At 69.5% G+C, this 20,791-nt stretch carries 28 protein-coding genes; 8 read left to right on the top strand and 20 right to left on the bottom strand.

What is annotated here, in order from left to right:
- Positions 1 to 84 precede the first annotated feature (84 nt).
- Positions 85 to 990 (top strand): LysR family transcriptional regulator, encoded by a 906-nt coding sequence (locus ACFFJC_RS15040; RefSeq protein WP_379488300.1) that lies wholly within the window; start codon positions 85 to 87, stop codon positions 988 to 990.
- Between the two features lie 39 nt (positions 991 to 1,029).
- Positions 1,030 to 1,785, top strand: a complete 756-nt coding sequence (ygfZ, locus tag ACFFJC_RS15035) for a CAF17-like 4Fe-4S cluster assembly/insertion protein YgfZ (RefSeq protein ID WP_379488299.1) — start codon at positions 1,030 to 1,032, stop codon at positions 1,783 to 1,785.
- A gap of 12 nt (positions 1,786 to 1,797) precedes the next feature.
- Here the strand turns inward: ygfZ and ACFFJC_RS15030 are convergent, their stop codons facing one another.
- From ACFFJC_RS15030 to rplU, 4 genes are all read right to left on the bottom strand, one after another.
- Complete coding sequence (locus ACFFJC_RS15030; RefSeq protein WP_379488298.1) at positions 1,798 to 2,358, bottom strand: GNAT family N-acetyltransferase; 561 nt, start codon at positions 2,356 to 2,358, stop codon at positions 1,798 to 1,800.
- A gap of 187 nt (positions 2,359 to 2,545) precedes the next feature.
- Positions 2,546 to 3,106, bottom strand: a complete 561-nt coding sequence (locus ACFFJC_RS15025; RefSeq protein ID WP_379488297.1) for a GNAT family N-acetyltransferase — start codon at positions 3,104 to 3,106, stop codon at positions 2,546 to 2,548.
- 228 nt (positions 3,107 to 3,334) lie between these two features.
- Positions 3,335 to 3,604: a 50S ribosomal protein L27 gene (rpmA, locus tag ACFFJC_RS15020; RefSeq protein ID WP_379488296.1), complete on the bottom strand. Its 270-nt coding sequence runs from the start codon at positions 3,602 to 3,604 to the stop codon at positions 3,335 to 3,337.
- A gap of 24 nt (positions 3,605 to 3,628) precedes the next feature.
- Entirely contained in the window at positions 3,629 to 3,925 is a 297-nt protein-coding gene (rplU, locus tag ACFFJC_RS15015; protein WP_103728059.1) for a 50S ribosomal protein L21, read from the bottom strand.
- Between the two features lie 249 nt (positions 3,926 to 4,174).
- Here rplU and ACFFJC_RS15010 point away from each other — a divergent pair, with 249 nt between their 5' ends.
- Positions 4,175 to 4,702, top strand: a complete 528-nt coding sequence (locus tag ACFFJC_RS15010) for a hypothetical protein (protein ID WP_379488295.1) — start codon at positions 4,175 to 4,177, stop codon at positions 4,700 to 4,702.
- A 98-nt stretch (positions 4,703 to 4,800) separates the two neighbouring features.
- Here ACFFJC_RS15010 and ACFFJC_RS15005 read toward each other — a convergent pair whose 3' ends face one another.
- The 16 genes from ACFFJC_RS15005 to coxB all read right to left on the bottom strand — a co-directional run bounded on the left by ACFFJC_RS15005 (position 4,801) and on the right by coxB (position 16,759).
- A complete protein-coding gene (locus ACFFJC_RS15005; protein ID WP_379488294.1) occupies positions 4,801 to 5,220 on the bottom strand; it encodes a hypothetical protein in 420 nt (139 codons plus the stop codon).
- Between the two features lie 104 nt (positions 5,221 to 5,324).
- The gene (locus ACFFJC_RS15000; protein ID WP_379488293.1) at positions 5,325 to 5,765 is read right to left on the bottom strand and encodes a molybdenum cofactor biosynthesis protein MoaE; all 441 of its coding nucleotides are present in this window, start codon (positions 5,763 to 5,765) and stop codon (positions 5,325 to 5,327) included.
- Between the two features lies 1 nt (position 5,766).
- Entirely contained in the window at positions 5,767 to 6,027 is a 261-nt protein-coding gene (locus ACFFJC_RS14995) for a MoaD/ThiS family protein (RefSeq protein WP_379488292.1), read from the bottom strand.
- Between the two features lie 2 nt (positions 6,028 to 6,029).
- Positions 6,030 to 7,049 (bottom strand): GTP 3',8-cyclase MoaA, encoded by a 1,020-nt coding sequence (moaA, locus tag ACFFJC_RS14990; RefSeq protein ID WP_379488291.1) that lies wholly within the window; start codon positions 7,047 to 7,049, stop codon positions 6,030 to 6,032.
- Positions 7,046 to 7,393: a Rossmann fold domain-containing protein gene (locus ACFFJC_RS14985; RefSeq protein WP_379488290.1), complete on the bottom strand. Its 348-nt coding sequence runs from the start codon at positions 7,391 to 7,393 to the stop codon at positions 7,046 to 7,048. The genes moaA and ACFFJC_RS14985 overlap by 4 nt, the downstream gene beginning before the upstream one ends.
- Positions 7,390 to 7,761 (bottom strand): dihydroneopterin aldolase, encoded by a 372-nt coding sequence (locus ACFFJC_RS14980; protein WP_379488289.1) that lies wholly within the window; start codon positions 7,759 to 7,761, stop codon positions 7,390 to 7,392. Before ACFFJC_RS14980 ends, ACFFJC_RS14985 begins: the two co-directional genes overlap by 4 nt.
- A gap of 66 nt (positions 7,762 to 7,827) precedes the next feature.
- Entirely contained in the window at positions 7,828 to 8,745 is a 918-nt protein-coding gene (locus ACFFJC_RS14975; protein WP_379488288.1) for a class I SAM-dependent methyltransferase, read from the bottom strand.
- Between the two features lie 111 nt (positions 8,746 to 8,856).
- Entirely contained in the window at positions 8,857 to 10,260 is a 1,404-nt protein-coding gene (thrC, locus tag ACFFJC_RS14970; protein ID WP_379488287.1) for a threonine synthase, read from the bottom strand.
- A gap of 87 nt (positions 10,261 to 10,347) precedes the next feature.
- The gene (locus ACFFJC_RS14965; RefSeq protein ID WP_379488286.1) at positions 10,348 to 10,905 is read right to left on the bottom strand and encodes an SURF1 family protein; all 558 of its coding nucleotides are present in this window, start codon (positions 10,903 to 10,905) and stop codon (positions 10,348 to 10,350) included.
- On the bottom strand, positions 10,905 to 11,294 hold the full coding sequence (locus tag ACFFJC_RS14960; RefSeq protein WP_379488285.1) for a DUF983 domain-containing protein: 390 nt from the start codon (positions 11,292 to 11,294) through the stop codon (positions 10,905 to 10,907). Before ACFFJC_RS14960 ends, ACFFJC_RS14965 begins: the two co-directional genes overlap by 1 nt.
- Positions 11,294 to 12,115: a cytochrome c oxidase subunit 3 gene (locus ACFFJC_RS14955; RefSeq protein ID WP_379488421.1), complete on the bottom strand. Its 822-nt coding sequence runs from the start codon at positions 12,113 to 12,115 to the stop codon at positions 11,294 to 11,296. Before ACFFJC_RS14955 ends, ACFFJC_RS14960 begins: the two co-directional genes overlap by 1 nt.
- 83 nt (positions 12,116 to 12,198) lie before the next feature.
- The gene (locus tag ACFFJC_RS14950; protein ID WP_379488284.1) at positions 12,199 to 12,801 is read right to left on the bottom strand and encodes a cytochrome c oxidase assembly protein; all 603 of its coding nucleotides are present in this window, start codon (positions 12,799 to 12,801) and stop codon (positions 12,199 to 12,201) included.
- Complete coding sequence (locus ACFFJC_RS14945; protein WP_379488283.1) at positions 12,801 to 12,926, bottom strand: cytochrome c oxidase system small membrane protein; 126 nt, start codon at positions 12,924 to 12,926, stop codon at positions 12,801 to 12,803. Before ACFFJC_RS14945 ends, ACFFJC_RS14950 begins: the two co-directional genes overlap by 1 nt.
- A gap of 11 nt (positions 12,927 to 12,937) precedes the next feature.
- The gene (locus ACFFJC_RS14940) at positions 12,938 to 13,876 is read right to left on the bottom strand and encodes a heme o synthase (RefSeq protein WP_379488282.1); all 939 of its coding nucleotides are present in this window, start codon (positions 13,874 to 13,876) and stop codon (positions 12,938 to 12,940) included.
- A gap of 126 nt (positions 13,877 to 14,002) precedes the next feature.
- Positions 14,003 to 15,688: a cytochrome c oxidase subunit I gene (gene ctaD, locus ACFFJC_RS14935; protein WP_379488281.1), complete on the bottom strand. Its 1,686-nt coding sequence runs from the start codon at positions 15,686 to 15,688 to the stop codon at positions 14,003 to 14,005.
- 30 nt (positions 15,689 to 15,718) lie between these two features.
- Positions 15,719 to 16,759 carry a cytochrome c oxidase subunit II gene (gene coxB, locus ACFFJC_RS14930; RefSeq protein WP_379488280.1) on the bottom strand — a complete coding sequence of 347 codons (1,041 nt, stop codon included), beginning with the start codon at positions 16,757 to 16,759 and terminating at the stop codon, positions 15,719 to 15,721.
- 207 nt (positions 16,760 to 16,966) lie between these two features.
- Here coxB and pyrE point away from each other — a divergent pair, with 207 nt between their 5' ends.
- From pyrE to ACFFJC_RS14905, 5 genes are read left to right on the top strand one after another with little or no spacing between them, the layout of a single operon-like run.
- Positions 16,967 to 17,548 (top strand): orotate phosphoribosyltransferase, encoded by a 582-nt coding sequence (pyrE, locus tag ACFFJC_RS14925; protein WP_379488279.1) that lies wholly within the window; start codon positions 16,967 to 16,969, stop codon positions 17,546 to 17,548.
- Positions 17,549 to 17,575: 27 nt separating this feature from the next.
- Positions 17,576 to 18,316: a pyridoxine 5'-phosphate synthase gene (locus tag ACFFJC_RS14920; protein ID WP_379488278.1), complete on the top strand. Its 741-nt coding sequence runs from the start codon at positions 17,576 to 17,578 to the stop codon at positions 18,314 to 18,316.
- A gap of 14 nt (positions 18,317 to 18,330) precedes the next feature.
- On the top strand, positions 18,331 to 18,741 hold the full coding sequence (gene acpS / locus ACFFJC_RS14915) for a holo-ACP synthase (protein WP_379488277.1): 411 nt from the start codon (positions 18,331 to 18,333) through the stop codon (positions 18,739 to 18,741).
- Between the two features lie 19 nt (positions 18,742 to 18,760).
- Complete coding sequence (gene lepB / locus ACFFJC_RS14910) at positions 18,761 to 19,690, top strand: signal peptidase I (RefSeq protein WP_379488276.1); 930 nt, start codon at positions 18,761 to 18,763, stop codon at positions 19,688 to 19,690.
- Positions 19,690 to 20,790, top strand: coding sequence for an AI-2E family transporter (locus ACFFJC_RS14905; RefSeq protein WP_379488275.1), 1,101 nt, complete (start codon positions 19,690 to 19,692; stop codon positions 20,788 to 20,790). The genes lepB and ACFFJC_RS14905 overlap by 1 nt, the downstream gene beginning before the upstream one ends.
- Position 20,791: the final 1 nt, after the last annotated feature.

Here is a 20,791-nt window from a genome sequence, read left to right as displayed (position 1 = left end):
CAAGGACCGGTTGCTCCCCATCTAGGCCTTGCCAAGCAATCGCATAATTGCGATTAAATCGACCGTCCTGTTCGGGAATCTTGAATGGTTGATCTTGTTCCACCCAGCCTCGACCACTTGCGCTGCTTCCTGGCGGTGGTGGAGGAAGGCAGCTTCAACGCCGCCGCGCGCAAGCTGGGCCGCGCGATCTCGGTGGTCAGCTACGCCATCGCCCAGCTCGAAAGCCAGCTCGACGTCCGCCTGTTCGACCGCGAGGGGTCGCGCCGCCCGCGGCTGACCGACGAGGGCCGCGCGCTGCTGTCGGAGGCGCATGCCATCTCGGACGACGTCGACGCGCTGCTCGCCAAGGTGCGCAGCCTGCGCCAGGGGCTGGAGGCGGAATTGTCGCTCGCGGTGGACGTGATGCTGCCCGGCCACATGCTCGCCCGGCTGCTGCGCGATTTCCAGGCCCGCTTTCCCACCGTGCCGCTGCGCCTGCACGTCGAGGCGCTCGGCGCCGTGGCGGCGCTGGTGCTCGAGGGCCGCGCCACGCTGGCCATCGCCGGGCCGGACATCGTGGACCTTCCCGATGTCGAGCGCGAGACGCTCGGCGCGGTCGAGCTGACGCCGGTGGCGGCGCCCGACCACCCGCTCGCCCGCGCCGGCAGGATCGCCCCCGGGGAGGCGCGCAAGCATCTCCAGCTGGTGCTGACCGACCGCTCGCCGCTCACCGACGGACGCGACTTCTCGGTCTTCAGCCCGCGCTCGTGGCGGCTGGCGGACCTGGGCGCCAAGCATGCACTGCTGCGCGAGGGCATCGGCTGGGGCTCGATGCCGCGCCACGTGGTCAGGGCCGACCTGGAGTCGGGCGCGCTGGTCGAGCTGCACCTGCCCGAGCGGCCGGTGATCGACTATGCGCTGGTCGCCTTGTGGCGCAAGGACAGCCCGCCCGGGCCCGCCGCCGTCTGGGTGCTGGAGGAAGTCCGCGAGCGCCTGGCCCGCTGCCCCTGACACCTTGCGGCGCTTCGCGCGTTGCCCCACCTAGAGACCATGACTGCGACCCGCCTCTTCGACCGTGCCGTGATCCGGCTGTCCCCCCGCCCCGCCGAAGGCGCGCCGGCGGAGAACGTCGCCGATTTCCTCCAGGGTCTGGTGACCTCGGACGTCACGGGCGTGCTGCCGGTGTGGACGGCGCTGCTGAGCCCGCAGGGCAAGGCGCTGTTCGACTTCCTCGTCTGGCCCTCGGCCGATGGCCTGCTCGTCGATTGCGAGGCCGACGCCGCCGACGCGCTGGTGAAGCGCCTGTCGATGTACCGCCTGCGCAAGGCGATCGACATCGCTCGTGACGACCACCTCGCGGTCCACTGGCGCCCGCACATCGGCGACGGCGCCGCCCCCGACCCGCGGCTCGCGGCGCTGGGAGAGCGGTGGATCGCGCCGATCGACGCCGCCGAGAACGAAGCCGGTGCCGACGCCGCCTGGCGCGCCCATCGCCTGGCCCACGGCGTCGCCGAGGGACGGGCCGAGCTGGGCGACGGCGAGACGCTCTGGCTGGAATGCAACGCCGTGGAGCTGAACGGCGTCAGCTTCACCAAGGGCTGCTACGTCGGGCAGGAGAACACAGCCCGGATGAACTGGCGGCAGAAGGTCAACCGCCGCCTCGTGGTGGTGCCGCTCGACCGCTCGGACGAGAAGCGCCGCCGCATCGCCTATCCCGAGCTGGGGCTGGCCGTGGACCACCTGCGGGTGGAGGACATCGCGCCCGATCTCGCCCCGGCCTGGCTCGGCTCCGCAGCCGAAAGCTGAACCCGTTCGCCGCTAAGCGGCGCTCGGCTCGTCCACGGCGGTGTCGAAGCGCGGGCTGGCGCGCCGCTCCAGGTCGGCGACGTAGATCCGCGCCGCGTACTCGCGCGCGCGCGTCACACTGTAGCGCGGCCGCAGTTCGCCGGTGTCGCGAAAGCCCGCGCCTTCCAGCACCCGGTGCGTGGCAGGACTGTCCGCGAAGTGGCTCGCGATCAGCCGCGGATAGCCCAGCAGCCGCGCCTGCCCGACCACAGCCCGCAGCGCCTCGCCCGCGTAGCCGAGGCCGCGATGCCTTGCGGCGATCCAGTAGCCCACTTCCACCTCGCCGTCGTAGCGGCCCAGACCGATGCCGCCGACGAGCTGCGGCCCGCCCGGCGCGCGCAAGTACATGAAGAAGTGCGGCAGTCGCGGATCCCGCGGCCGGTCGAGATAGGCGCGAACTTGCGCGACGTTGCGCGGCAGCGGCGCCACGCCGACGTTGCGCTGGATGTCCTCGTCGGACAGCGCCTCGACCAGATCGTCGAGATCCTCCGGCCAAGCCGGTCTCAGAAACAGCCTCTCCGTGCGGACGAACATGCCACGGTTCTCCGTCGTTATTGTTCCGCTGTGTCGATCATGCACGCAAGTGGCTGCCTTTGCACGAAGTTTGCTGCACTTCGCGCTCAGCAACTGGCAAAGAACTGACACGGTTGGATTAACGGGGGATAAGTGCGGCGCCCCGGGATACTCCCTAAGCATCTCTCGCATGCCGACTCGGCAAGGTTCAAGCGGCGCGAAGATCCTGCGCGGCATCGTCACCGCCGCAGCCGGCCGCCGAATCGAGACACAGCTCGTACTCGCGGGAGGGGACGGCATAGCCGCGACCCGTGCTGAACCGCTCGACCACGCGCCCGGTGCGCCGGAAGCCGACCTTGTCGAGCACGCGCCCCGCTACGGCATTGTCGACAGGGTGGCTGGCGAGGATCCGGCCGTGACCGAGCGCGCGGGCGAGGCTGAGCAGCGCCCGCACCGCTTCGGTGGCGTAGCCGCGGCCCCATTCGGCGCGGGCGGTCCAGTAGCCCAGGCTGACCTCTCCCTCGCGCCTCGAGAGACCGCAGCCCCCGACCACGCGCGCGCCGCCTCCGTCCGGGGCGGTCACCAGGAACTGCGGCAGGAGGCGGTCCTGCGGCGCGGCGATGAAGCGATCGGCGTCCTCGGCCCGGTCGGGCCAGGGCGCATCGGCCAGGTTGCGCACGATCGCCGCGTCGCCGATCAGCGCCAGAAGCTCGGCCCGGTCCTCCGGCCACGCGGGACGCAGGAACAGCCTTTCGCTGCGAATGAACATGTCGTCTCTCCGTCCCCCGCCGCGCCCCTAGCGGGCGGGCGTGACATTCCGATTACGCGGGGCACGGCGCGCGCGTCGAAGCCGAAGCCCGGTGCGCGCCGCCCCGTCGCGAGGCGGGAGGGAGAAACGAAAAGAGGGAGACGGGCGGGGCCCTCTCCCTCGTTGTGCCGCGCTCAGGAAGCGCGGCGGGGCCATCCCGTCAGGATGGCCCTGTCATCGACCATCCGATTACTCGGCGGCTTCCGCCATGGCGTCGACCGACACGTACTTGCGGCCGAGCTTGCCTTCGTGGAAGCGCACACGCCCTTCGGCGAGCGCGAAGAGGGTGTGGTCCTTGCCCATGCCCACGTTCACGCCGGGGTACACTTTCGTGCCGCGCTGGCGGATGATGATGTTGCCGCCGATCACTTCCTGACCGCCGAACTTCTTCACGCCGAGGCGGCGACCCGCGGAGTCGCGACCGTTACGCGACGAACCGCCTGCTTTCTTATGTGCCATTTCTGGTTACTCCGAATTCTCAGGTCAGCCGACGGACACAATGCGCAGCAGGGTCATCTGCTGGCGGTGGCCGTTCTTGCGACGGTAGTTGTGGCGGCGGCGCTTCTTGAACACCACGACCTTCTCGCTCTTGGCCTGGGCGATGATCTCGGCCGCGACGGTCACGTTCGCGACGTCGGCGATCTCGCCGTCCTTGCCGGCGAGCAGGATGTCGCCCAGGGTGATCTTGTCGCCGGCTTCGCCAGCCAGCTTCTCGACCGCGATCTTGTCTCCGGCAGCAACCCGGTACTGCTTGCCGCCGGTGCGCACTACTGCGAACATGGTGCCCTTACCTAATCTCAAAAGTGCCCGAAACGAGCCGAAACAAACCTGCCCCGGCCGCTCTCGTTCCACGGAACCCCAGGTTCCACCGAACTGCCGAGCTTTGCGGGCGACGCGCCGACCGCCCCGCTTTCACGCGAGGTGCCGGAAAGAGTGGGTGCCGTTAGTGGATCGACTGAGTCGTGTCAACCGAGGACTTGGCGGGCGAAAGCCCCTCCCGCTCGCCTTCGGCCATGCTATGGCAGCGCCATGACCCGCGCGAAAGCCCGTTTGCTCGCCCTCCTGCTGCCGGTCGCGGCAGCCGCCTGCTCCACCGCCGGAGACTATCCCTCGCTCGCCGTGCGCGATGTCGAGCGCGTCAGCGGCTCCGGAACCCCCGCCGCGGGCGAGGCGACGCCTGCCCCGCCGCCGCTGCCGCCCGCCAGCGCCGACCTCGTCACCCGCCTCGCGGGGCTGGTCGACGCCGCGCGCGCGGCGGATCGCCGGTTCCAGTCCAACCGCGCCGTGGCGGAGCGCGCGGTCGCCTCGGCGGGCAGCTCGGGCACCGATTCGTGGAGCGCCGCCTCGGTCGCCGTGGCCCGGCTCGAATCGAGCCGCTCCTCGACCATGGCGCCGCTAGCCGAGCTGGACGTGCTCTACGCCGACGCGCGCGATGTGGCGCCGGCAGACGAATCGCCCAGCGCAGCGGCCATCGGCCAGGCCCGCGCGGAAGTCGCCGCGCTGGTGGCGGCGCAGGATGCGCTGATCGATCGTCTCTCCGGTCGCCTCGGCACCTGATCCGGACGCGCGAAAAGTCCCACCCCCCGGCAGGAGGGTGGGACTCTCCGAACGTTGGCAAGATCCGCCCCAAAGCCCCCCGGCCGGGGCGGCGCTTGTCAGGTGAAGGCGACGATGACCGCGATCGCCAGGCCCCAGCACAGGATCAGCACGGGTAGCATGAGAACCTGGACGGCCGCTTCGTTGGCCGTGAGCCTTCCGCTCAGAGTGTCGATGCCGCGCGCCGCGAACTGGCCCCAGGTCGGCGCGGCCGCATCGTTGTGGGGTTGCATCCGCGTCCAGTACCCCGCGAGGCCGAAAGCCATGACCACGAAGCCGGCGAAGATGACCACGGGAATGGCCAGTTCCGGGTTCATGAACACCGTGGCCATCACGCCAATGAAGCCGAGGTAGAGCCCGACCGTGGCGAGGTAGAGGCCATTGGGAAGGCCGAAGCTGCGGTCCACCCGCGTGCGCGCCGGAGCGGCGGTGACGGTGGCGAGGCCTTGAAGCTCCTTGAGGGTTAGACGCTGCGACATGATGCTGATCTCCTTGGGTGATCGGCATATGCACCCCGGCGCCGGGCGATTCCTTGACGCGCGTCAAATGCGGGAGTTTTTGCCCCAGGAGGGGGCGGGCGCCGTTACCAGCGTGCGAGGTCGGCGAAGTCCTGCGTTCGCGGCTCGACCCAGCGCCAGGCACCGGCCACCTTCTCGCGCTTCCAAAACCACGATTCGCTCTTGAGGTGGTCCATCGCGAAGTCCGCGGCGGCGAAGGCATCGCGGCGGTGGCGCGCGGCGGCGGCGACGAGGACGATGGGCTCGCCCGGCGCCATTTGTCCGCTGCGGTGGATCACCAGCAGGCCATCGAGGGTCCAGCGCTCGCGCACCCGCATCGCCAGCTCCCGCATCGCCGGCAGCGTCAGCGGGTCGTAGTGCCGCAGTTCCAGAGCCTCGACCCCGCCGCCTTGGCGCACCTGGCCCAGGAAGCTGACGATGCCCCCGGCCTCGGGGCGTGCGGCGGTGAAGGCGCCGAGTTCCGCGGCCGGATCGAACGGGACGGTGAGGAGCCGGACGTCCGACATCTCAGCCGCCCGAGACGGGGGGCAGGAAAGCCAGCTCGTCTCCGTCGGCCAGCACCAGCGCCTGCTTGTCCGGCACGAGCGCGCCATTCAGCGCGATCCTCACCTTCTCGCCGGCGACGGCCTCGGAAAGTTGGTCCGAACAGGCATCGGCGAGCCAGCCCAGCACGTCGGCCCAGTCCAGCGGGGCGCCTGCGGCGATGTCCTGGAACGGGCGCCCGGCCAACTCCTCCAGCCGGCCGAGGAACACGAGTCGCGCCGGCAAGGTCAGCCCCCGGTCATCGACATGTGGCGCGCCAGCGCGGGCGCGGCGCCCCGCGCGTCGATGGCGAAGGCATGCCGCGCCGGCTTGATCCGCATCGCGGTGTCGAGCGCCTCCGAAAGCGCAGCCTGGGGGTCGGCGGAGCGCAGCGCGGCGCGCAGGTCCACCCGCTCGTTGCCGCCGAGGCAGGCGTAGAGCTGGCCAGTGGCGGTGACCCGGATGCGGTTGCAGCCTTCGCAGAAGTTGTTGGTCAGCGGCGTGATGAGGCCCAGGCGCCCGCCGGTCTCGGCCACGTCCCAGTAGCGCGCCGGGCCGCCGGTGCGGTGTCCGCTGGGCGTGAGCGTCCAGCGCCGCGCCAGATCCTCCTGCACCGCGACGAGCGGAAGATAGTGGTCGAAGCGATCCTCCTCCACCTCGCCCAGCGGCATGACCTCGATCAGCGTGGCCTCGAAGCCCTGGCCGTGCGCCCAGGCGACGATTTCGGCTATCTCGTGTTCGTTGATGCCCTTGAGCGCGACCGTGTTGAGCTTGACCTTCAGCCCCGCCGCCTTCGCCGCGGCCAGTCCTTCCAGCACCTGCGGCAGCGAATCGCGGCGGGTGAGGCGCGCGAAGCTGTCGCGATCGAGCGTGTCGAGCGAGACGTTGATGCGCCGCACCCCGGCCGCGGCGAGATCCTCGGCGAATTCGGCCAGCCTTGTGCCGTTGGTGGTGAGGGTCAGTTCCTCGAGATGCCCCTGGCCGTCGTCGGCGCCGATGCGGCGGCCCAGCGCGCGGACCAGCTCGATCATGTCGCGCCGCACCAGCGGCTCACCGCCGGTGAGGCGCAGCTTGGTGATCCCGCGCGCGATGAAGCCGAGCGCGAGATCGTGCATCTCGTCCAGCGTGAGCACGTCCTTGCGCGGCAGGAAGCTCATCCGCTCGGGCATGCAGTACGAGCAGCGCAAGTCGCAGCGGTCGGTGACCGACAGCCGCAAGTACGTGATACGGCGCTGGAACTGGTCCACGAGGGGCTGCGGCGTGCTCATCCGAGGGGATATAGCACTCCGCCCGCCCCAGTTCCATCGAGCACGAGCAATTGCCCGGTCACCCCTCCCGCGCCATCGAGCCAGCGTTGCGCGGCGGCCACCGCCTCGGGCTCGTCACTCTCCACCGCATTGACGCGCGAAGGGGCGAAGCGACGCGCCAGTCCCTGCACCGCGGCGAGACGCCAGGCACGGTGCGCGTGGCCGCCGGGCAGGAACACCAGTGTCAGCGGATCGGCGCCGCCCGACAGCGTCGCCTCCACCGCCGGAAGCAGGCGGGCATGGAAGTCGGCCGCGGCCTCGAGCGCGTCGTCCGACAGCGGCCCCAGGTGCAGCAGCTCGCTCAACGCCGTTCCCGCGTCAGCGTCATGCCGATCTTCTCGTTCGCCTCGGTGAGCGCGAGCTTGACGATCTTCACCGTCACCGCCTCCACCCGCTCGTCCTGCAGGAACAGCGTGTCGCAGACGTGGTCGGCCACCGCCTCGATCAGCTTGAAGTGGAGGCCCTGCGGCAGCGCCTCCGAGGCGGCGAACTTCAGGTCCATGTAGTTCTTGCTCGCCGACAGCGGCGTGTCGGGAGCATAGTGGTCCGCCGGCTTGAGCCGCACCGAGATGGTAAAGCGCAGCGGCTGGGGCTTGCCGGTCTCCTCCGAGTAGATGCCGGTGAGGACATCCTGCTCGAAATCGGCGACTTCAAGGATCAGCGAATCGGCCATGGCGCGCCCTTTAGACGATTTTGCGCCGACCGCCACGTTGCAGACGGGGCGGCGAGCCGCCCGTCGCTACGCCGGGTTCGACCAGCGCGCGAAGATCGCGGTGGGCAGCAGCCGGCCCTCGCCGTCCTCCCGCACCGCAAGATCGCCGTGCTCGATGGTCCCGGGCAGGCCGGCGAACAGCTCCTGCATCAGTCCCGCCAGCGCCAGCGAGGACATGCGCACGGCATAGACCGTGAGGAACAGGAAGCGGCTGTCCGCGTCGAGCAGCCTGCGGCAGTCGGCGAGCAGGCCGGGCAGGTTCTCCTCCAGCCGCCAGGTCTCCCCGGTCGGACCGCGACCGAACTTGGGGGGATCGAGGATGATCCCGTCGTAGCGCTTGCCCCGCCGCACCTCGCGCGCGGCGAACTTGGCCGCGTCGTCGATCATCCAGCGCACGGGGCGGCTCTCCAGCCCCGCCAATGCGGCGTTCTCACGCGCCTGGGCGACGGACTTCTTGGAGGCGTCCACATGGGTGACGGGTCCGTGCGCCGAGAGCGCCAGGGTGCCGACGCCGGTGTAGCCGAACAGGTTCATCGTGGTCGCGTCGTCGCGGCCCGCCAGCATCGCGCGCATCCACTCCCACACCGGCGCCATGTCCGGAAAGAAGCCGAGGTGGCGGAACGGCGTACACTGCGCGGTGAAGGCCACCTCGTTCCACGCCAGCGGCCAGCCTTCGCGCGGGACGGCCTTGTCGAACGCCCCCCCGCGATCCACAGGACCGCCGAACACCCAACGCCCGCCCCCGTCCTCGTCGGAACCGGGCACGAACTCGCCATGGGCACCCCATTCGGACAGGCGCGGGGTCCACATCGCCTGCGGCTCGGGACGGATGAAGCGGAAGGCGCCGTAGCGCTCCAGCTTGCGGCCGTGGCCCGAATCGACGAGGCCGTAGTCGGCCCAGCCCTCGCCGGCGAGGATCAGCGGCTGGGTCGCAAGATCAGCCATGCCGGAGTTCCGTGGTGATCGCAGGCTTCGACAGGCTCGGGATGCGCGGAGTCCCCGCCTCTCCCATCCCGCTCGTGCTGAGCGTGTCGAAGCACCACGCGCGCGCCATTGTCACACCTTCGGGCTGGCGTGCTCGGCGACGAACGCCGCCACCGCCTCGTAGGTGCCACCCAGCGTGACGTACTTCTCCTCGCGCTCGAACAGGTCGCCCACCCGCGCGGGCAGGCTGGGCCGCTGGCCGGTGGCGCGCTCGACCGCCTCGGGGAACTTGGCCGGGTGCGCCGTCGCCAGCGTGACCACCGGCACCTCCGCCGCGATCCCGGCGGTGCGCGCTGCGAACAGGCCACAGGCGGTATGCGGATCGATCAGCTCGCCGCAGTGCTCCCAGGCCCAGCGGATGGTGGAGGCCATCTCGTCTGCATCGGCGCGGGCCGAGGCGAACAGCGCCGCGGCCCCCTCGCGCTGCGCGTTGGTCAGCTGCATCGCCCGGGTCGCCTCGAAGCCCGCCATCTGCTCGGCCAGCGCTAGGCCGTCGCGGCCGTTGAGATCGAACAGCAGCCGCTCGAAGTTGGACGAGACCTGGATGTCCATCGAAGGCGCCGCGGTGGGCGTGACCGTGCCTTGCGAGTAGTCGCCCTGGGCGAGGGCGCGATGGAGGATGTCGTTGACGTTGGTGGCGACGATCAGGCGCTCGATCGGCAGGCCCATTTGCGCTGCCACGTAGCCGGCGAAGACGTCGCCGAAGTTCCCGGTCGGGACCGAGAACGCGACCTTGCGGTGCGGCGCGCCGAGCTGGAGCCCGGCGGCGAAGTAGTAGACTACCTGCGCCATCAGGCGAGCCCAGTTGATCGAGTTCACCGCGCCGATGGCGAAGCGCCCGGTCATCGCCTGGTCGTTGAACATGCGCTTCACGATAGCCTGGGCATCGTCGAAGCTGGCGTGCTCGAGCGCGAGGTTGTGGACGTTGGGCGCCAGCACCGTGGTCATCTGCCGGCGCTGGACGTCCGAGACGCGGCCCCGGGGATGCAGCATGAAGATGTCGACCTTGGCGCGCCCGGCCACCGCGTCGATGGCCGCAGACCCGGTGTCGCCCGAAGTCGCGCCGACGATCGTCAGGTTGCGCTCCGAGCGGCCGAGGAACTCCTCGAAGAGCAGGCCGAGCAACTGCAGCGCCACGTCCTTGAACGCCAGCGTGGGACCATGAAACAGCTCCAGCAGCCACTGCTGCCCGTCGAGCTGGACCAGCGGGGTCACGGCGTCGTGCGCGAAGCGGCCGTAGGCCTCGGTGGTCAGCTCCAGCAGGCGCTCCTCCGTGAGGCTGCCTGCGACGAACGGCGCCATCACTCGTGCCGCGAGCTGGGCATACGGCAGCCCGGCCATGGCGGCGATCTCCTCGGCGGAGAAGCGCGGCCATGTGCGCGGCACGTAGAGGCCGCCGTCCGAGGCGAGGCCGGCGAGGGTCGCGCCTTCGAAGTCGAGCGCCGGAGCGCGGCCGCGGGTGCTGATGTAGTCCATGGGAAAGCGCGGTTAGCGATGGCGGCGGGAAATGAAAAGCCTGTCCGTAGCCGGTGGCGGGAAAGAAACGTGTGGCGAGCCGCGCCGCTAGCCGCGCCGGCGCAGGGCCAGGACGTAGACCACCACCGCCGTCGCCGCGAAGAGGAACCACTGGATCGCATAGGACAAGTGGTTGTTGGGGATCTCGGCCGGATCGGGCAGCGCGTTCGCCTCCAGCCCGGCGAGGGGCGGATCGGCGACGAGGCGGGGGCCCGGGGCGATCACGCCCGTTACCGGTCCGCCGCGCCAGTCCACCTTCGCCAGCGGGTCGAGCGACCAGCCCAGCACGACCAGCGCGGTGCCGCCGCCGGCGAGGGCGCAGCGCGCGGTCTGGGCGATGCCGGGCTGTCCGGCGGCATTGCGCCCGGCGATGCCGCTCCGCTCCTCGACCGCAGCGCAGCGCAGGCGCGCCCGGCGGTAGAGCAGGTGCTGACCCACGCCGCGCCCGCTCCACGAGACCGGCCTGGTGTCTGCATTAGCGGCGGCATAGCGCGCCATTAGCGCCTCCTTTTCGTGCAGCCGGCGCAGCTGCCACACGCCGAGCGCGAGCATGACCGCGACGGCGGCCAGCACCAGCAGCGTGGGCAGGACGGGAACGCGGCGCATCAGTCTTCCCGCAAGCGGCCTTCGCCGGCCTGCCGGCGGTACTCGGTCCCCAGCAGCCAGGCCTTGGTGACCCTCAGCCCGCCCAGCGTCAGCGCGGTCGAGATCGGCACCCACAGCAGCGCATGCACCCAGAACGGCGGCGACACCGAGAGCTGCAGCCAGATGGCGAGGATGGCGATCAACGTGCCGATCACCAGCGTCAGGAACGCGGCCGGCCCGTCGCCCACGTTGAACTGCGAGAAGTCCAGCCCGCACGACGGGCAGCGCGGCGCAAAGCGGGCCACCCCGGCGAACAGCGTGCGGGCGCCGCAGCGCGGGCAGCAACCGAAAAGGGCAGCCGAAGCGGTGCTCGGCTGCCCCTTGGTGGTCTGGTCGTCGTCCTGCGGCATCAGTGCGTCGGGTAGCCCCAGCCGCCCCAGATGTAGACCGCGACGAAGAGGAACAGCCACACCACGTCGACGAAGTGCCAGTACCACGCCGCCGCTTCGAAGCCGAAGTGCTGGCGGGGGGTGAAGTCGCCGTTGTAGGCGCGCTTGAGGCACACGATCAGCATGATCGTGCCGACGATGACGTGGAAGCCGTGGAACCCGGTGGCCATGTAGAAGGCCGAGCCATAGGTGTTGCCACCGAAGCCGAAGGGCGCGTGGAGGTACTCGTAGCCCTGGATGAACGAGAACAGCACCCCCAGCAGCACGGTCGCCCAGAGGCCCTTCTTGAGGCCGTCACGGTCGCCATGGATCAGCGAATGGTGCGCCCAGGTGACGGTGGTGCCCGAGCACAGCAGGATCAGCGTGTTGAGCAGCGGCAGCGCGAACGGATCCATGACGGCTTCGATCGCCTTGGGCGGCCACTGCCCGGCCACCGTCTCGGCCAGTTCCGAGGGGAACAGCGAGAAGTCGAAGAAAGCCCAGAACCAGCCGACGAAGAACATCACTTCCGAAGCGATGAACAGGATCATGCCGTAGCGCTGGTGCAGCTGCACGACCGGCGTGTGGTCGCCGGCATGGGCCTCCTTGACGATCTTGGAGAACCACATGAACATCGAGGCGAGCAGGATCGCGAGGCCCGCCCAGGGCACGAAGGCGCCGCCGGGCATGTCGTGCATGTACAGGACCATGCCGGACGTGAACACGAAGGCGCCGATCGTGGTCGCCAGCGGCGCGATGTCCGGCGGAAGGATGTGGTAATCGTGGTGCTTCGTGCCTGCCATGGTGCCTTCGTCCCCGTTCATCCAATCTCAATCCCGTCTGCTGCCCCAAGGGTATTATTGCGCAGACGGTTCCCGTTCGGGCCTTAACCGCCCGCCCCGTTCCGGTCCAGTGCCTTTGCGCCGGCGCTTTCCTTGCCGCCCACCGCGGTCACGTGGAAGGTGTAGCTGAGCGTGATCTGCTCCACGTCCTTGTTGTCGGGATCGTCCAGGATCGCCGGATCGACGTAGTAGAGCACCGGCATGCGCACTTCCTCGCCGGGCTTGAGCGTCTGTTCGGTGAAGCAGAAGCACTGGATCTTGTTGAAGTAGCGCGCCGCCTGCTCGGGCTCGACGTTGAAGCTGGCGGTGCCCGTCACCGTCTGGGCCGAAGTGTTCTTCGCCCAGAACAGCGCCATGTCGCGCGCGCCGATGGAGACGGTATCGGTGTGCTGGAGCGGCTTGAACTGCCAGGGCATGCCCCGCTCGACATTGGCGTCGAAGCGGATCGAGATCGTCCGGCCGCTATCGCGCACGGTGGCGGCCTTCGCCTCGTCCGCGCGCTGGGTGGTGCCGCCGAAGCCGGTCACCTGGCAGAAGATGCGGTAGAGCGGCACCGAGGCGAAGCCCAGCCCCAGCATGGCGAGCGCGGCGGCCAGCGCCGTCAGCGCGACCTTGCGGTTGCGTCCCGACGCGGTGCGCGCGGCCATCAGCTCATCTTCGCGATGGAGATGAAGAACACGAGGATCACGAAGCCGGCCAGGCTCAGCGCCAGCACGCGGTTGCGGCTGCGGCGGATCTGCTCGACGGTCCGGGGGTCGTGGGGGTTGGGCATCGTGGTTCCGGTCAAAGGGCGATGAAGCGGTCGGCGACGAGGGCGGCGAACAGCGCGAAGAGGTAGAGCACCGAGTAGGCGAAGAGCTGCTTTTCCGGCTTCATCGTGTCGTCCAGGCCGGTCCGCTCCCGCAGGCCGACGCGGATCGAGAGAGCCAGGAACACGCTCGAGAGCACCAGGGCAGAGACGCCGTAGACAAGGCCCGCGTGCTCCTCCCCCGGCAGCCACCAGGGCAGCGCGCTCAGCGGCAGCAGCAGCACCGCGTAGGCCAGGATCTGGCGGCGGGTGGAGCGCTCGCCGGCGACCACCGGCATCATCGGGATGCCGACCTTGGCGTAGTCGGTCTTCACGAACAGCGCGAGCGCCCAGAAGTGCGGCGGGGTCCAGAAGAAGATGATCGCGAACAGCACGACCGGCATCAGCGAGATCTGCCCCGTCGCCGCGACCCATCCGATCAGCGGCGGGAACGCACCGGCGCCGCCGCCGATGACGATGTTCTGCGGCGTGCGCGGCTTGAGCCAGATCGTATAGACGACCGCGTAGTAGACGATCGAGACCGCCAGGATCGCCGCCGCGAGCCAGCTGATCGCGAAGCCCATCAGGAACACCGAGGCGGCGCAGAGCACGCCGGCGAAGTCGCGCGCGGTGGTGCGGTCGAGCCGGCCCTGCGGCAGCGGGCGCTGCGCGGTGCGCTTCATTCCGGCGTCGAGATCGGCCTCCCACCACTGGTTCAGCGCGGCGGCGCCGCCGGCGCCCATGGCGATGCACAGGATCGCGGTGAAGCCGAGGACGGGGTGGATGGCGACGGGCGCGGCGAGCAGGCCGCACAGGCCGGTGAAGATCACCAGGCTCATCACGCGCGGCTTGGTCAGCGCGAACAGGTCGCGCCAGTCGGCCGGCAGGGGCGCCGCTCCCGCCTGCGGGAGGGGTCGGGGAAGAACCTGGTCCATGTCGCGATCGTCAGCCAATGCAGTGCTTCAAACAAGGAAGGGAGGGCGCACGTGCCCTCCCCCGGCCCCACCCGCAAGCGGGAAGGGAGATCGTGGAGCCCGGCCCCCGGGGGGCGGGCCCCGCCATCAGTGGTGCGCCGTCTCGCCGATGACCGGCAGCGTTTCGAACTGGTGGAACGGCGGCGGGCTGGACAGCGTCCACTCCAGCGTGGTGGCGCCTTCACCCCAGTAGTTGTCCTCGGCGCGGCGACCCGCGGCGAAGGCGTAGATGATGTTGATGAACCAGATCACCAGGCTGGCCGCCATCACCATGTAGCCGACGGTGGCGACGTGGTTCCAGTGGGCATAGGCCTCGGCATAGTCCGGGTAGCGGCGCGGCATGCCCTGCAGCCCGAGGAAGTGCATCGGGAAGAAGATCATGTTCACGCCGACGAAGAACACCCAGAAGTGCAGGTGCGCGAGCAGCTCGGAGTGCATCTTGCCGCTCATCTTCGGGAACCAGTAGTAGAACCCGGCGAAGAGCGCCGTCACCGCGCCCAGCGAGAGCACGTAGTGGAAGTGCGCCACGACGTAGTAGGTGTCGTGCAGCACGTCGTCGATGCCGCCGTTCGCCAGCACGACGCCGGTGACGCCGCCCACGGTGAACAGGAAGATGAAGCCGAGCGCCCAGATCATGGGCGACTTGAACTCCACCGAGCCGCCCCACATCGTCGCGATCCACGAGAAGATCTTGATGCCGGTCGGCACCGCGATGACCATGGTGGCGGCGGTGAAGTACATCTTGGTGTTCACCGACAGGCCGGTGGCGTACATGTGGTGCGCCCACACGATGAAGCCGACGACGCCGATCGCGACCATGGCGTAGGCCATGCCGAGGTAGCCGAACACCGGCTTCTTCGAGAAGGTCGAGACGATCTGCGAGATGATGCCGAAGCCCGGCAGGATCATGATGTAGACTTCGGGATGGCCGAAGAACCAGAACAGGTGCTGGTAGAGCACCGGGTCGCCGCCGCCCGAGGGGTCGAAGAAGGTGGTGCCGAAGTTGCGGTCGGTCAGCAGCATGGTGATCGCCGCGGCGAGGACCGGGAGCGAGAGCAGCAGCAGGAAGGCGGTGACCAGCACCGACCACACGAACAGCGGCATCTTGTGCATGGTCATGCCAGGCGCGCGCATGTTGAAGATGGTGGTGATGAAGTTGATCGCGCCCATGATCGAGCCCGCGCCCGAGAGGTGCAGCGCGAAGATGCCGAAGTCCACCGCCGGCCCGGGCGAGCCGGTGGTCGAGAGCGGGGCGTAGACGGTCCAGCCGGTGCCGGCCCCAAGCCCCGTGCCGCCCGGCACGAAGGCGGAGCACAGCAGCGAGCAGAAGCCCGCCACGGTGAGCCAGAACGAGATGTTGTTCATGCGCGGGAACGCCATGTCCGGCGCGCCGATCATGAGCGGGACGAACCAGTTGCCGAAGCCGCCGATGATGGCGGGCATGACCATGAAGAACACCATGATCAGGCCGTGCGCGGTGATCAGCACGTTCCAGACGTGCAGCGTCGAGTTGAAGTCGGGGTTCACGGCGCCGAACCAGCGCGCGAAGGTGTCGAGGTACTGGATGCCCGGCTCGTTGAGCTCGACCCGCATCATGCCCGAGAAGATGCCCCCGATGACCCCCGCGAAGATCGCGAAGATCAGGTACATCGTGCCGATGTCCTTGTGGTTGGTGGACATGAACCAGCGGGCGAAGAACGCCGGCTTGTGATCGTGGTCGTGGTGGCCGTGGTCTTCCGAGTGTGCCTGGAAGTGGTCAGCGGTGGTTGCCATGGGGAGAACCCTGTCCTCTCGTGTTCTGTCTTATTCGGCTTCGGCGACGGCGTCGACGGCGGACTCGGTGGGAGCCGCCTCCGAGGTCGCCACGGCCGGGAGGGCATCGGAGGCCGGGCCGGTTGCCGCGGCGGCCGCCTTGGTGCCGTCGATGGCGCCGCCGGGATGGGTCAGCACCCAGGCATTGTACTGCGCGCGGGGCAGCGCCTCGACCGCGATCGGCATGTAGCCGTGCTTGGCGCCGCACAGCTCGGAGCACTGGCCGTAGTAGACGCCCGGCTTCTCGATGAAGAGCACCTTCTCGTTGATGCGGCCGGGCACCGCGTCGAGCTTGAACCACAGCGAGGGCACGGCGAACGAGTGGATGACGTCGGCCGCGGTGATCTGCAGCCGGATCGGCTCCCCTGCCGGCACGACCATGCGGTTGTCCACCTCGAGGTGCGAGGGGCCGTCCCAGGGCCGCGAACCCACTTCGCGCACGCCGTTGTTGATGGTGGGCTGGCCGGGCAGGTTGAGCATGTTCGAGATCACCTCGAAGTCGCCGTTGTCCGGATAGCCGTAAGTCCAGAACCACTGGTTTCCGGTGATCTTGATGGTCAGCGCGTTCTCCGGCGCCGGCTTGTACTGCTTGGCGATCAGGTCGATCGAGGGGACCGCGATGCCGATCAGGATCAGCACGGGAAGCAGCGTCCACACCACTTCGAGGATGGTGTTGTGGCTGGTCTTCGAGGCGATCGGGTTGGCGCGGCGGTTGAACTTGAGCGCGATGACGATCAGCAGCACCAGCACCAGGAGGCAGATCAGCGCGATGAGCGGCATCAGCACGCCGTCGTGGATCCAGTGCGCGTATTCGCCCAGCTTGGAGTACTGCTGCTGCAGGCCGATGCCGCCGTCGACCGGCATGCCCACGCCGGGGGTCGGCTTCATCGGAGTGTAGCTGCCGGCGGCGGGAGCGGAAGCGGCGGCATCCTGCGCGCTGGCCGGAGCCGCCGAGATCAGGACGCTGGCGAGGGTGAGCCCCAGGGCCGTAACGGCCCAGCCCGCGCCACGGAAAGTCTTGCCGGATGTCATGGTTGTTTGCGCTTCCACTTCCTTCGAACGCGCAGGCGATTCGACCCGCCTCGCGCGCACCCCTGTTATGAAGGCGTTCCTGCCCCCTTTGGGCGTGGCTATACGCATGCTTGCCGCCCGTCTCAAGCGCCTCTAGGGGAAATTTTGACGTTGGCGCCGCCCGAACCGCGCCATGGCCACGCAAATCGCACAGAGGTTATGTTCCGAATGCTCGAAGAAGAGGTCCTCGCCGAGTTCCGCGCCAGCAAGGCCTTGTTGGAAGGGCATTTCCTGCTCTCCTCCGGCCGCCACAGCGCGCACTACCTGCAGTGCGCGCGCGTGCTGATGAACCCGGACCGTGCCGCCCGCCTCGCGGTCGCGCTCGCCGCGCGGCTCCCGCACGACATCCGCAAGCAGATCGGCAAGGTGGTGTCGCCGGCGATGGGCGGCGTCATCATCGGCCAGGAGATGGGGCGTGCGCTGCACGTCGACGCGATGTTCGTCGAGCGTCCCACCGGCACCTTCGAGCTGCGCCGCGGGTTCGCCCTGGAGCCCGGCGACAAGGTGCTGATGGTCGAGGACGTGGTGACCACCGGCCTCTCCAGCCGCGAGGCGATCAAGGCCATCGAGGAGGCCGGCGGCACGGTGATCGCCGCCGCCGCGCTGGTCGACCGCTCGGCCGGGGCGGTGGACCTGGGCGTGCCGTTCTTCCCGCTGGTGGCGCTCAACTTCCCGACTTACGCGCCCGACGAGCTGCCGCCCGAGCTGGCCGCCACGACGGCGGTCAAGCCGGGCAGCCGCGCGCAGTAGCCCCTCCCCCAAGCTCCGGATAAACGGATGAGCGTCCTCAACCCGCCCCGCCTGCGCCTCGGCGTCAACATCGACCACGTGGCGACGATCCGCAACGCGCGCGGCGGCGAGCACCCCGACCCGGCCCGCGCCGCGCGCATCGTCGCGCAGGCCGGCGGCGACGGCATCACCGTCCACTTGCGCGAGGACCGCCGCCACATCCGCGACGAGGACCTCCAGCGCGTGGCAGACGCCACCGGCCTGCCGATCAACCTGGAGATGGCGGCGACGGACGAGATGCTCGACATCGCGCTGCGCCACCGCCCCCATGCCGCCTGCATCGTGCCCGAGCGGCGCGAGGAGCGCACGACCGAGGGCGGGCTCGACGCCGCCGGGCAGCACAACCGCCTCGCGCCGATCGTCGGGCGCCTGGTCGACGCGGGCATCCGCGTCAGCCTGTTCATCGCGCCCGAGCCGCGCCAGATCGAGGCGGCGATGAAGCTCGGCGCCCCGGTGGTCGAGTTCCACACCGGCGAATATGCCCACGCCCAGGGCGAACAGGTGGCGCATGAGCTGCGCCGCATCGTCGACATGGCGGCGCTCGCGGCCAAGAACGGGATCGAGCCGCACGCCGGGCACGGCCTCACGTACGAGAACGTGCAGCCGATCGCCGCCATCCCGCAGCTGGCGGAACTCAACATCGGGCACTACCTCATCGGCGAGGCCATCTTCATCGGGCTGGAGGCCAGCGTGAAGAAGATGCGCATGCTGATGGACGAGGTGCGGTGAATGGATAAGAGCGCGTGATCATCGGCCTCGGCTCCGACCTGTGCAACATCGAGCGGATCCAGAACTCGCTCGACCGCTTCGGCGACCGCTTCCTCCACCGCGTCTTCACCGAGGTCGAACAGGCCAAGGCGGCGCGCCGCCCGCACACCGTCGCCGGCACGCTCGCCAAGCGCTTCGCCGCCAAGGAGGCGTTCTCCAAGGCGGTCGGCACCGGCTTCAAGGCGGGCGTGTTCATGAAGGACATCGGCGTCGTCAACGCGCCCTCGGGTGCGCCGACGCTCGCGCTCACCGGCGGCGCGAAGGCCCGGCTCGACGCGATGACGCCGGCCGGGCACAAGGCGGCGATCCACCTGACGCTCACCGACGACCACCCCTGGGCCCAGGCCTTCGTGATTATCGAAGCCCTCCCGCTCTCCCCCGCCTGAACCCGAGTTCCCCGCCATGATGACCGAGCAGACTGCCCAGGCGCACACCGCGCCTGCCGACCGGGGCACCCCGGAGCGCGAGGGGACGAACTGGTGGCAGGAGCTGCGCGGGCTCGCACTGATGCTGCTCGGCGTGCTGGCGTTACACTCGCTGGTGGCCAAGCCGTTCTACATCCCGTCGATCTCGATGATGCCCGGGCTGCTCGTGGGCGACCGGCTGATCGTGTCCAAGTACCCTTACGGCTGGAACTGGTCGTCGCTGAGCTTCCACCTGCTGCCGCGCTCGGAGCACCGCATCCTCGGCCGCACGCCCGAATACGGCGACATCGTCATCGTCGTGCCGCGCAATCGCAAGGCGGACCTCATCAAGCGGGTGGTCGCCCTGCCCGGCGACCGCATCGCCGTGGTGGACGGGCGCATCCGGCTCAACGGCCGGTTCATCCCGCGCGAGATCGAGCCTCCCGTGCAGATCGCCGCCGACGACGCGCTCACCTGCGAGGGGCAGGAGAGCGGGCACTGCTACGATGGCTTTGCGGCCTACCGTACCCGCCTCCCCAGCGGGCGCGAGGTCTACGAGTTGCCGACCTATCGTGAAACCCTGCCCAACGGCGCGAGTTACCAGGTGATCGACTATTTCACCCAGAGCCTCGACAACTACGGGGAGATCACCGTGCCTGAAGGCCATGTCTTCCTGATGGGCGACGACCGGGACCGTTCGGCCGACAGCCGCGCGCCGTTCTACGTCAATGCCCGTGGCGAGGGCGACGGCGGACTGGGCGGGCCGGTGCCGCTCTCCGACATCGGCGGGCGGGCCGAGTTCATCACCTTCTCGCTCGACGGCACCCAGACCTGGAACCCGCTGAGCTGGTGGAGCGCGATGCGGGCCGGGCGGGCGTTCACCAGCCTGCGCCCGCGGATCGACCGGGACCGGGCGGCGGCTGGCCACTGATGGCCTCGGAACCGGATCCGGAAGAACCCGAGGCCGCCCCGCGCCGCGCCGGTCCGACCGACATCACCGATCCGCTGATCCGGCACGAGGCGCGCAAGGCCTTCGTGTGGCTGGGAATGGCGGCCCTCTTCGCGCTGGCGGTGATGCTGTCGCAGTCGCTGCTGGTGATCTTCGGCGGCGTCGTGTTCGGCGCGCTGATCGACGGCGGCGCCCGGATGCTCGCGCGGGTCCTGCCGGTCGGGCGCGGCTGGCGCGTGGCGGTGGTGCTGATCGCCTCGATCGCCTTTGTGCTGTGGCTGGGCAAGTTCGCCGGCAGCCAGATTGCCCAGCAGGCGGCCGAGCTGCCGGCCACGATCGAGAGCCAGTACCACCGGGGCCTCGCCTGGCTCCAGCGCCATGGCATGGACGTGCGCGTGCGCGACGTGCGCAGCATCGCGCAGGAGGCGATGGGCGGCATCGGCCAGGTCACCGCGATGCTGGGCGGCCTGTTCGGGGGCCTGACCACCCTGTTCCTGATCCTGGTACTGGGGATCTACTTCGCGATGGAGCCCCGGCTCTATCGCCGCGGCGTGGCCTGGATGCTTCCGGTGGACCGGCGCGACCACTTCCAGGGCACCGTCCAGGTCATGGGCCGGGGGCTGCGCCGCCTGCTGTTCGGCCGTGTGATCGGGATGACGGTGGAGGGATTCTTCACCTGGGCCATGCTGCAGTTCTTCGGCGTGCCGATGGCGGCGCTGCTGGGGCTCATCACCGGACTGCTGGCGTTCCTGCCCAACATCGGCGCGCCCATCTCCGGCGCGATCATGGTCGTGGTCGGGTTCTCTGTCAGCGGCGAGATGGGGCTCTACACGATCCTGGTCTACCTGCTCGTCCACCTCATCGACGGCTACCTGATCGTGCCCTACATCGCGCGCAAGACGGTGGACCTGCCTCCGGCCCTGGTACTGGCCGCCCAGCTCATCATGGGCGTGCTGTTCGGCCTGCTGGGGCTGGCCCTCGCGGACCCGCTGGTGGCGATGATCAAGATCTGGCTCGAGCGCGAGGCCGCCCGCAACGGCGGCGATCCCGGCGAGGACATCGAAAAGCTGGAGAACGCCTGAG

Origin of the sequence: Novosphingobium soli (genome assembly GCF_042432915.1) — a bacterium.
Lineage (GTDB): Bacteria > Pseudomonadota > Alphaproteobacteria > Sphingomonadales > Sphingomonadaceae > Novosphingobium > Novosphingobium soli.
The sequence above is the reverse complement of the archived record's forward strand: the minus strand, read 5'-3'. Positions and strand labels throughout refer to the sequence as shown.

What these genes read in the sequence shown, in the direction of transcription:
- lepB (WP_379488276.1), top strand. Translation starts at nt 18,761, where the DNA reads ATGACCGAGCAGACTGCCCAGGCGCACACCGCGCCTGCCGACCGGGGC.
- ACFFJC_RS15000 (WP_379488293.1), bottom strand. Translation starts at nt 5,765, where the DNA reads ATGTCGGACGTCCGGCTCCTCACCGTCCCGTTCGATCCGGCCGCGGAA.
- rpmA (WP_379488296.1), bottom strand. Translation starts at nt 3,604, where the DNA reads ATGGCACATAAGAAAGCAGGCGGTTCGTCGCGTAACGGTCGCGACTCC.
- ACFFJC_RS14945 (WP_379488283.1), bottom strand. Translation starts at nt 12,926, where the DNA reads ATGCCCAACCCCCACGACCCCCGGACCGTCGAGCAGATCCGCCGCAGC.
- ACFFJC_RS15005 (WP_379488294.1), bottom strand. Translation starts at nt 5,220, where the DNA reads ATGTCGCAGCGTCTAACCCTCAAGGAGCTTCAAGGCCTCGCCACCGTC.
- ACFFJC_RS14965 (WP_379488286.1), bottom strand. Translation starts at nt 10,905, where the DNA reads ATGCGCCGCGTTCCCGTCCTGCCCACGCTGCTGGTGCTGGCCGCCGTC.
- ACFFJC_RS14960 (WP_379488285.1), bottom strand. Translation starts at nt 11,294, where the DNA reads ATGCCGCAGGACGACGACCAGACCACCAAGGGGCAGCCGAGCACCGCT.
- pyrE (WP_379488279.1), top strand. Translation starts at nt 16,967, where the DNA reads ATGCTCGAAGAAGAGGTCCTCGCCGAGTTCCGCGCCAGCAAGGCCTTG.
- ACFFJC_RS15010 (WP_379488295.1), top strand. Translation starts at nt 4,175, where the DNA reads ATGACCCGCGCGAAAGCCCGTTTGCTCGCCCTCCTGCTGCCGGTCGCG.
- ACFFJC_RS14920 (WP_379488278.1), top strand. Translation starts at nt 17,576, where the DNA reads ATGAGCGTCCTCAACCCGCCCCGCCTGCGCCTCGGCGTCAACATCGAC.
- ctaD (WP_379488281.1), bottom strand. Translation starts at nt 15,688, where the DNA reads ATGGCAACCACCGCTGACCACTTCCAGGCACACTCGGAAGACCACGGC.
- ACFFJC_RS15040 (WP_379488300.1), top strand. Translation starts at nt 85, where the DNA reads ATGGTTGATCTTGTTCCACCCAGCCTCGACCACTTGCGCTGCTTCCTG.
- ygfZ (WP_379488299.1), top strand. Translation starts at nt 1,030, where the DNA reads ATGACTGCGACCCGCCTCTTCGACCGTGCCGTGATCCGGCTGTCCCCC.
- ACFFJC_RS14940 (WP_379488282.1), bottom strand. Translation starts at nt 13,876, where the DNA reads ATGGACCAGGTTCTTCCCCGACCCCTCCCGCAGGCGGGAGCGGCGCCC.
- ACFFJC_RS14975 (WP_379488288.1), bottom strand. Translation starts at nt 8,745, where the DNA reads ATGGCTGATCTTGCGACCCAGCCGCTGATCCTCGCCGGCGAGGGCTGG.
- ACFFJC_RS14980 (WP_379488289.1), bottom strand. Translation starts at nt 7,761, where the DNA reads ATGGCCGATTCGCTGATCCTTGAAGTCGCCGATTTCGAGCAGGATGTC.
- ACFFJC_RS14905 (WP_379488275.1), top strand. Translation starts at nt 19,690, where the DNA reads ATGGCCTCGGAACCGGATCCGGAAGAACCCGAGGCCGCCCCGCGCCGC.
- ACFFJC_RS15025 (WP_379488297.1), bottom strand. Translation starts at nt 3,106, where the DNA reads ATGTTCATTCGCAGCGAAAGGCTGTTCCTGCGTCCCGCGTGGCCGGAG.
- moaA (WP_379488291.1), bottom strand. Translation starts at nt 7,049, where the DNA reads ATGAGCACGCCGCAGCCCCTCGTGGACCAGTTCCAGCGCCGTATCACG.
- rplU (WP_103728059.1), bottom strand. Translation starts at nt 3,925, where the DNA reads ATGTTCGCAGTAGTGCGCACCGGCGGCAAGCAGTACCGGGTTGCTGCC.
- coxB (WP_379488280.1), bottom strand. Translation starts at nt 16,759, where the DNA reads ATGACATCCGGCAAGACTTTCCGTGGCGCGGGCTGGGCCGTTACGGCC.
- ACFFJC_RS14955 (WP_379488421.1), bottom strand. Translation starts at nt 12,115, where the DNA reads ATGGCAGGCACGAAGCACCACGATTACCACATCCTTCCGCCGGACATC.
- ACFFJC_RS15030 (WP_379488298.1), bottom strand. Translation starts at nt 2,358, where the DNA reads ATGTTCGTCCGCACGGAGAGGCTGTTTCTGAGACCGGCTTGGCCGGAG.
- thrC (WP_379488287.1), bottom strand. Translation starts at nt 10,260, where the DNA reads ATGGACTACATCAGCACCCGCGGCCGCGCTCCGGCGCTCGACTTCGAA.
- ACFFJC_RS14950 (WP_379488284.1), bottom strand. Translation starts at nt 12,801, where the DNA reads ATGGCCGCGCGCACCGCGTCGGGACGCAACCGCAAGGTCGCGCTGACG.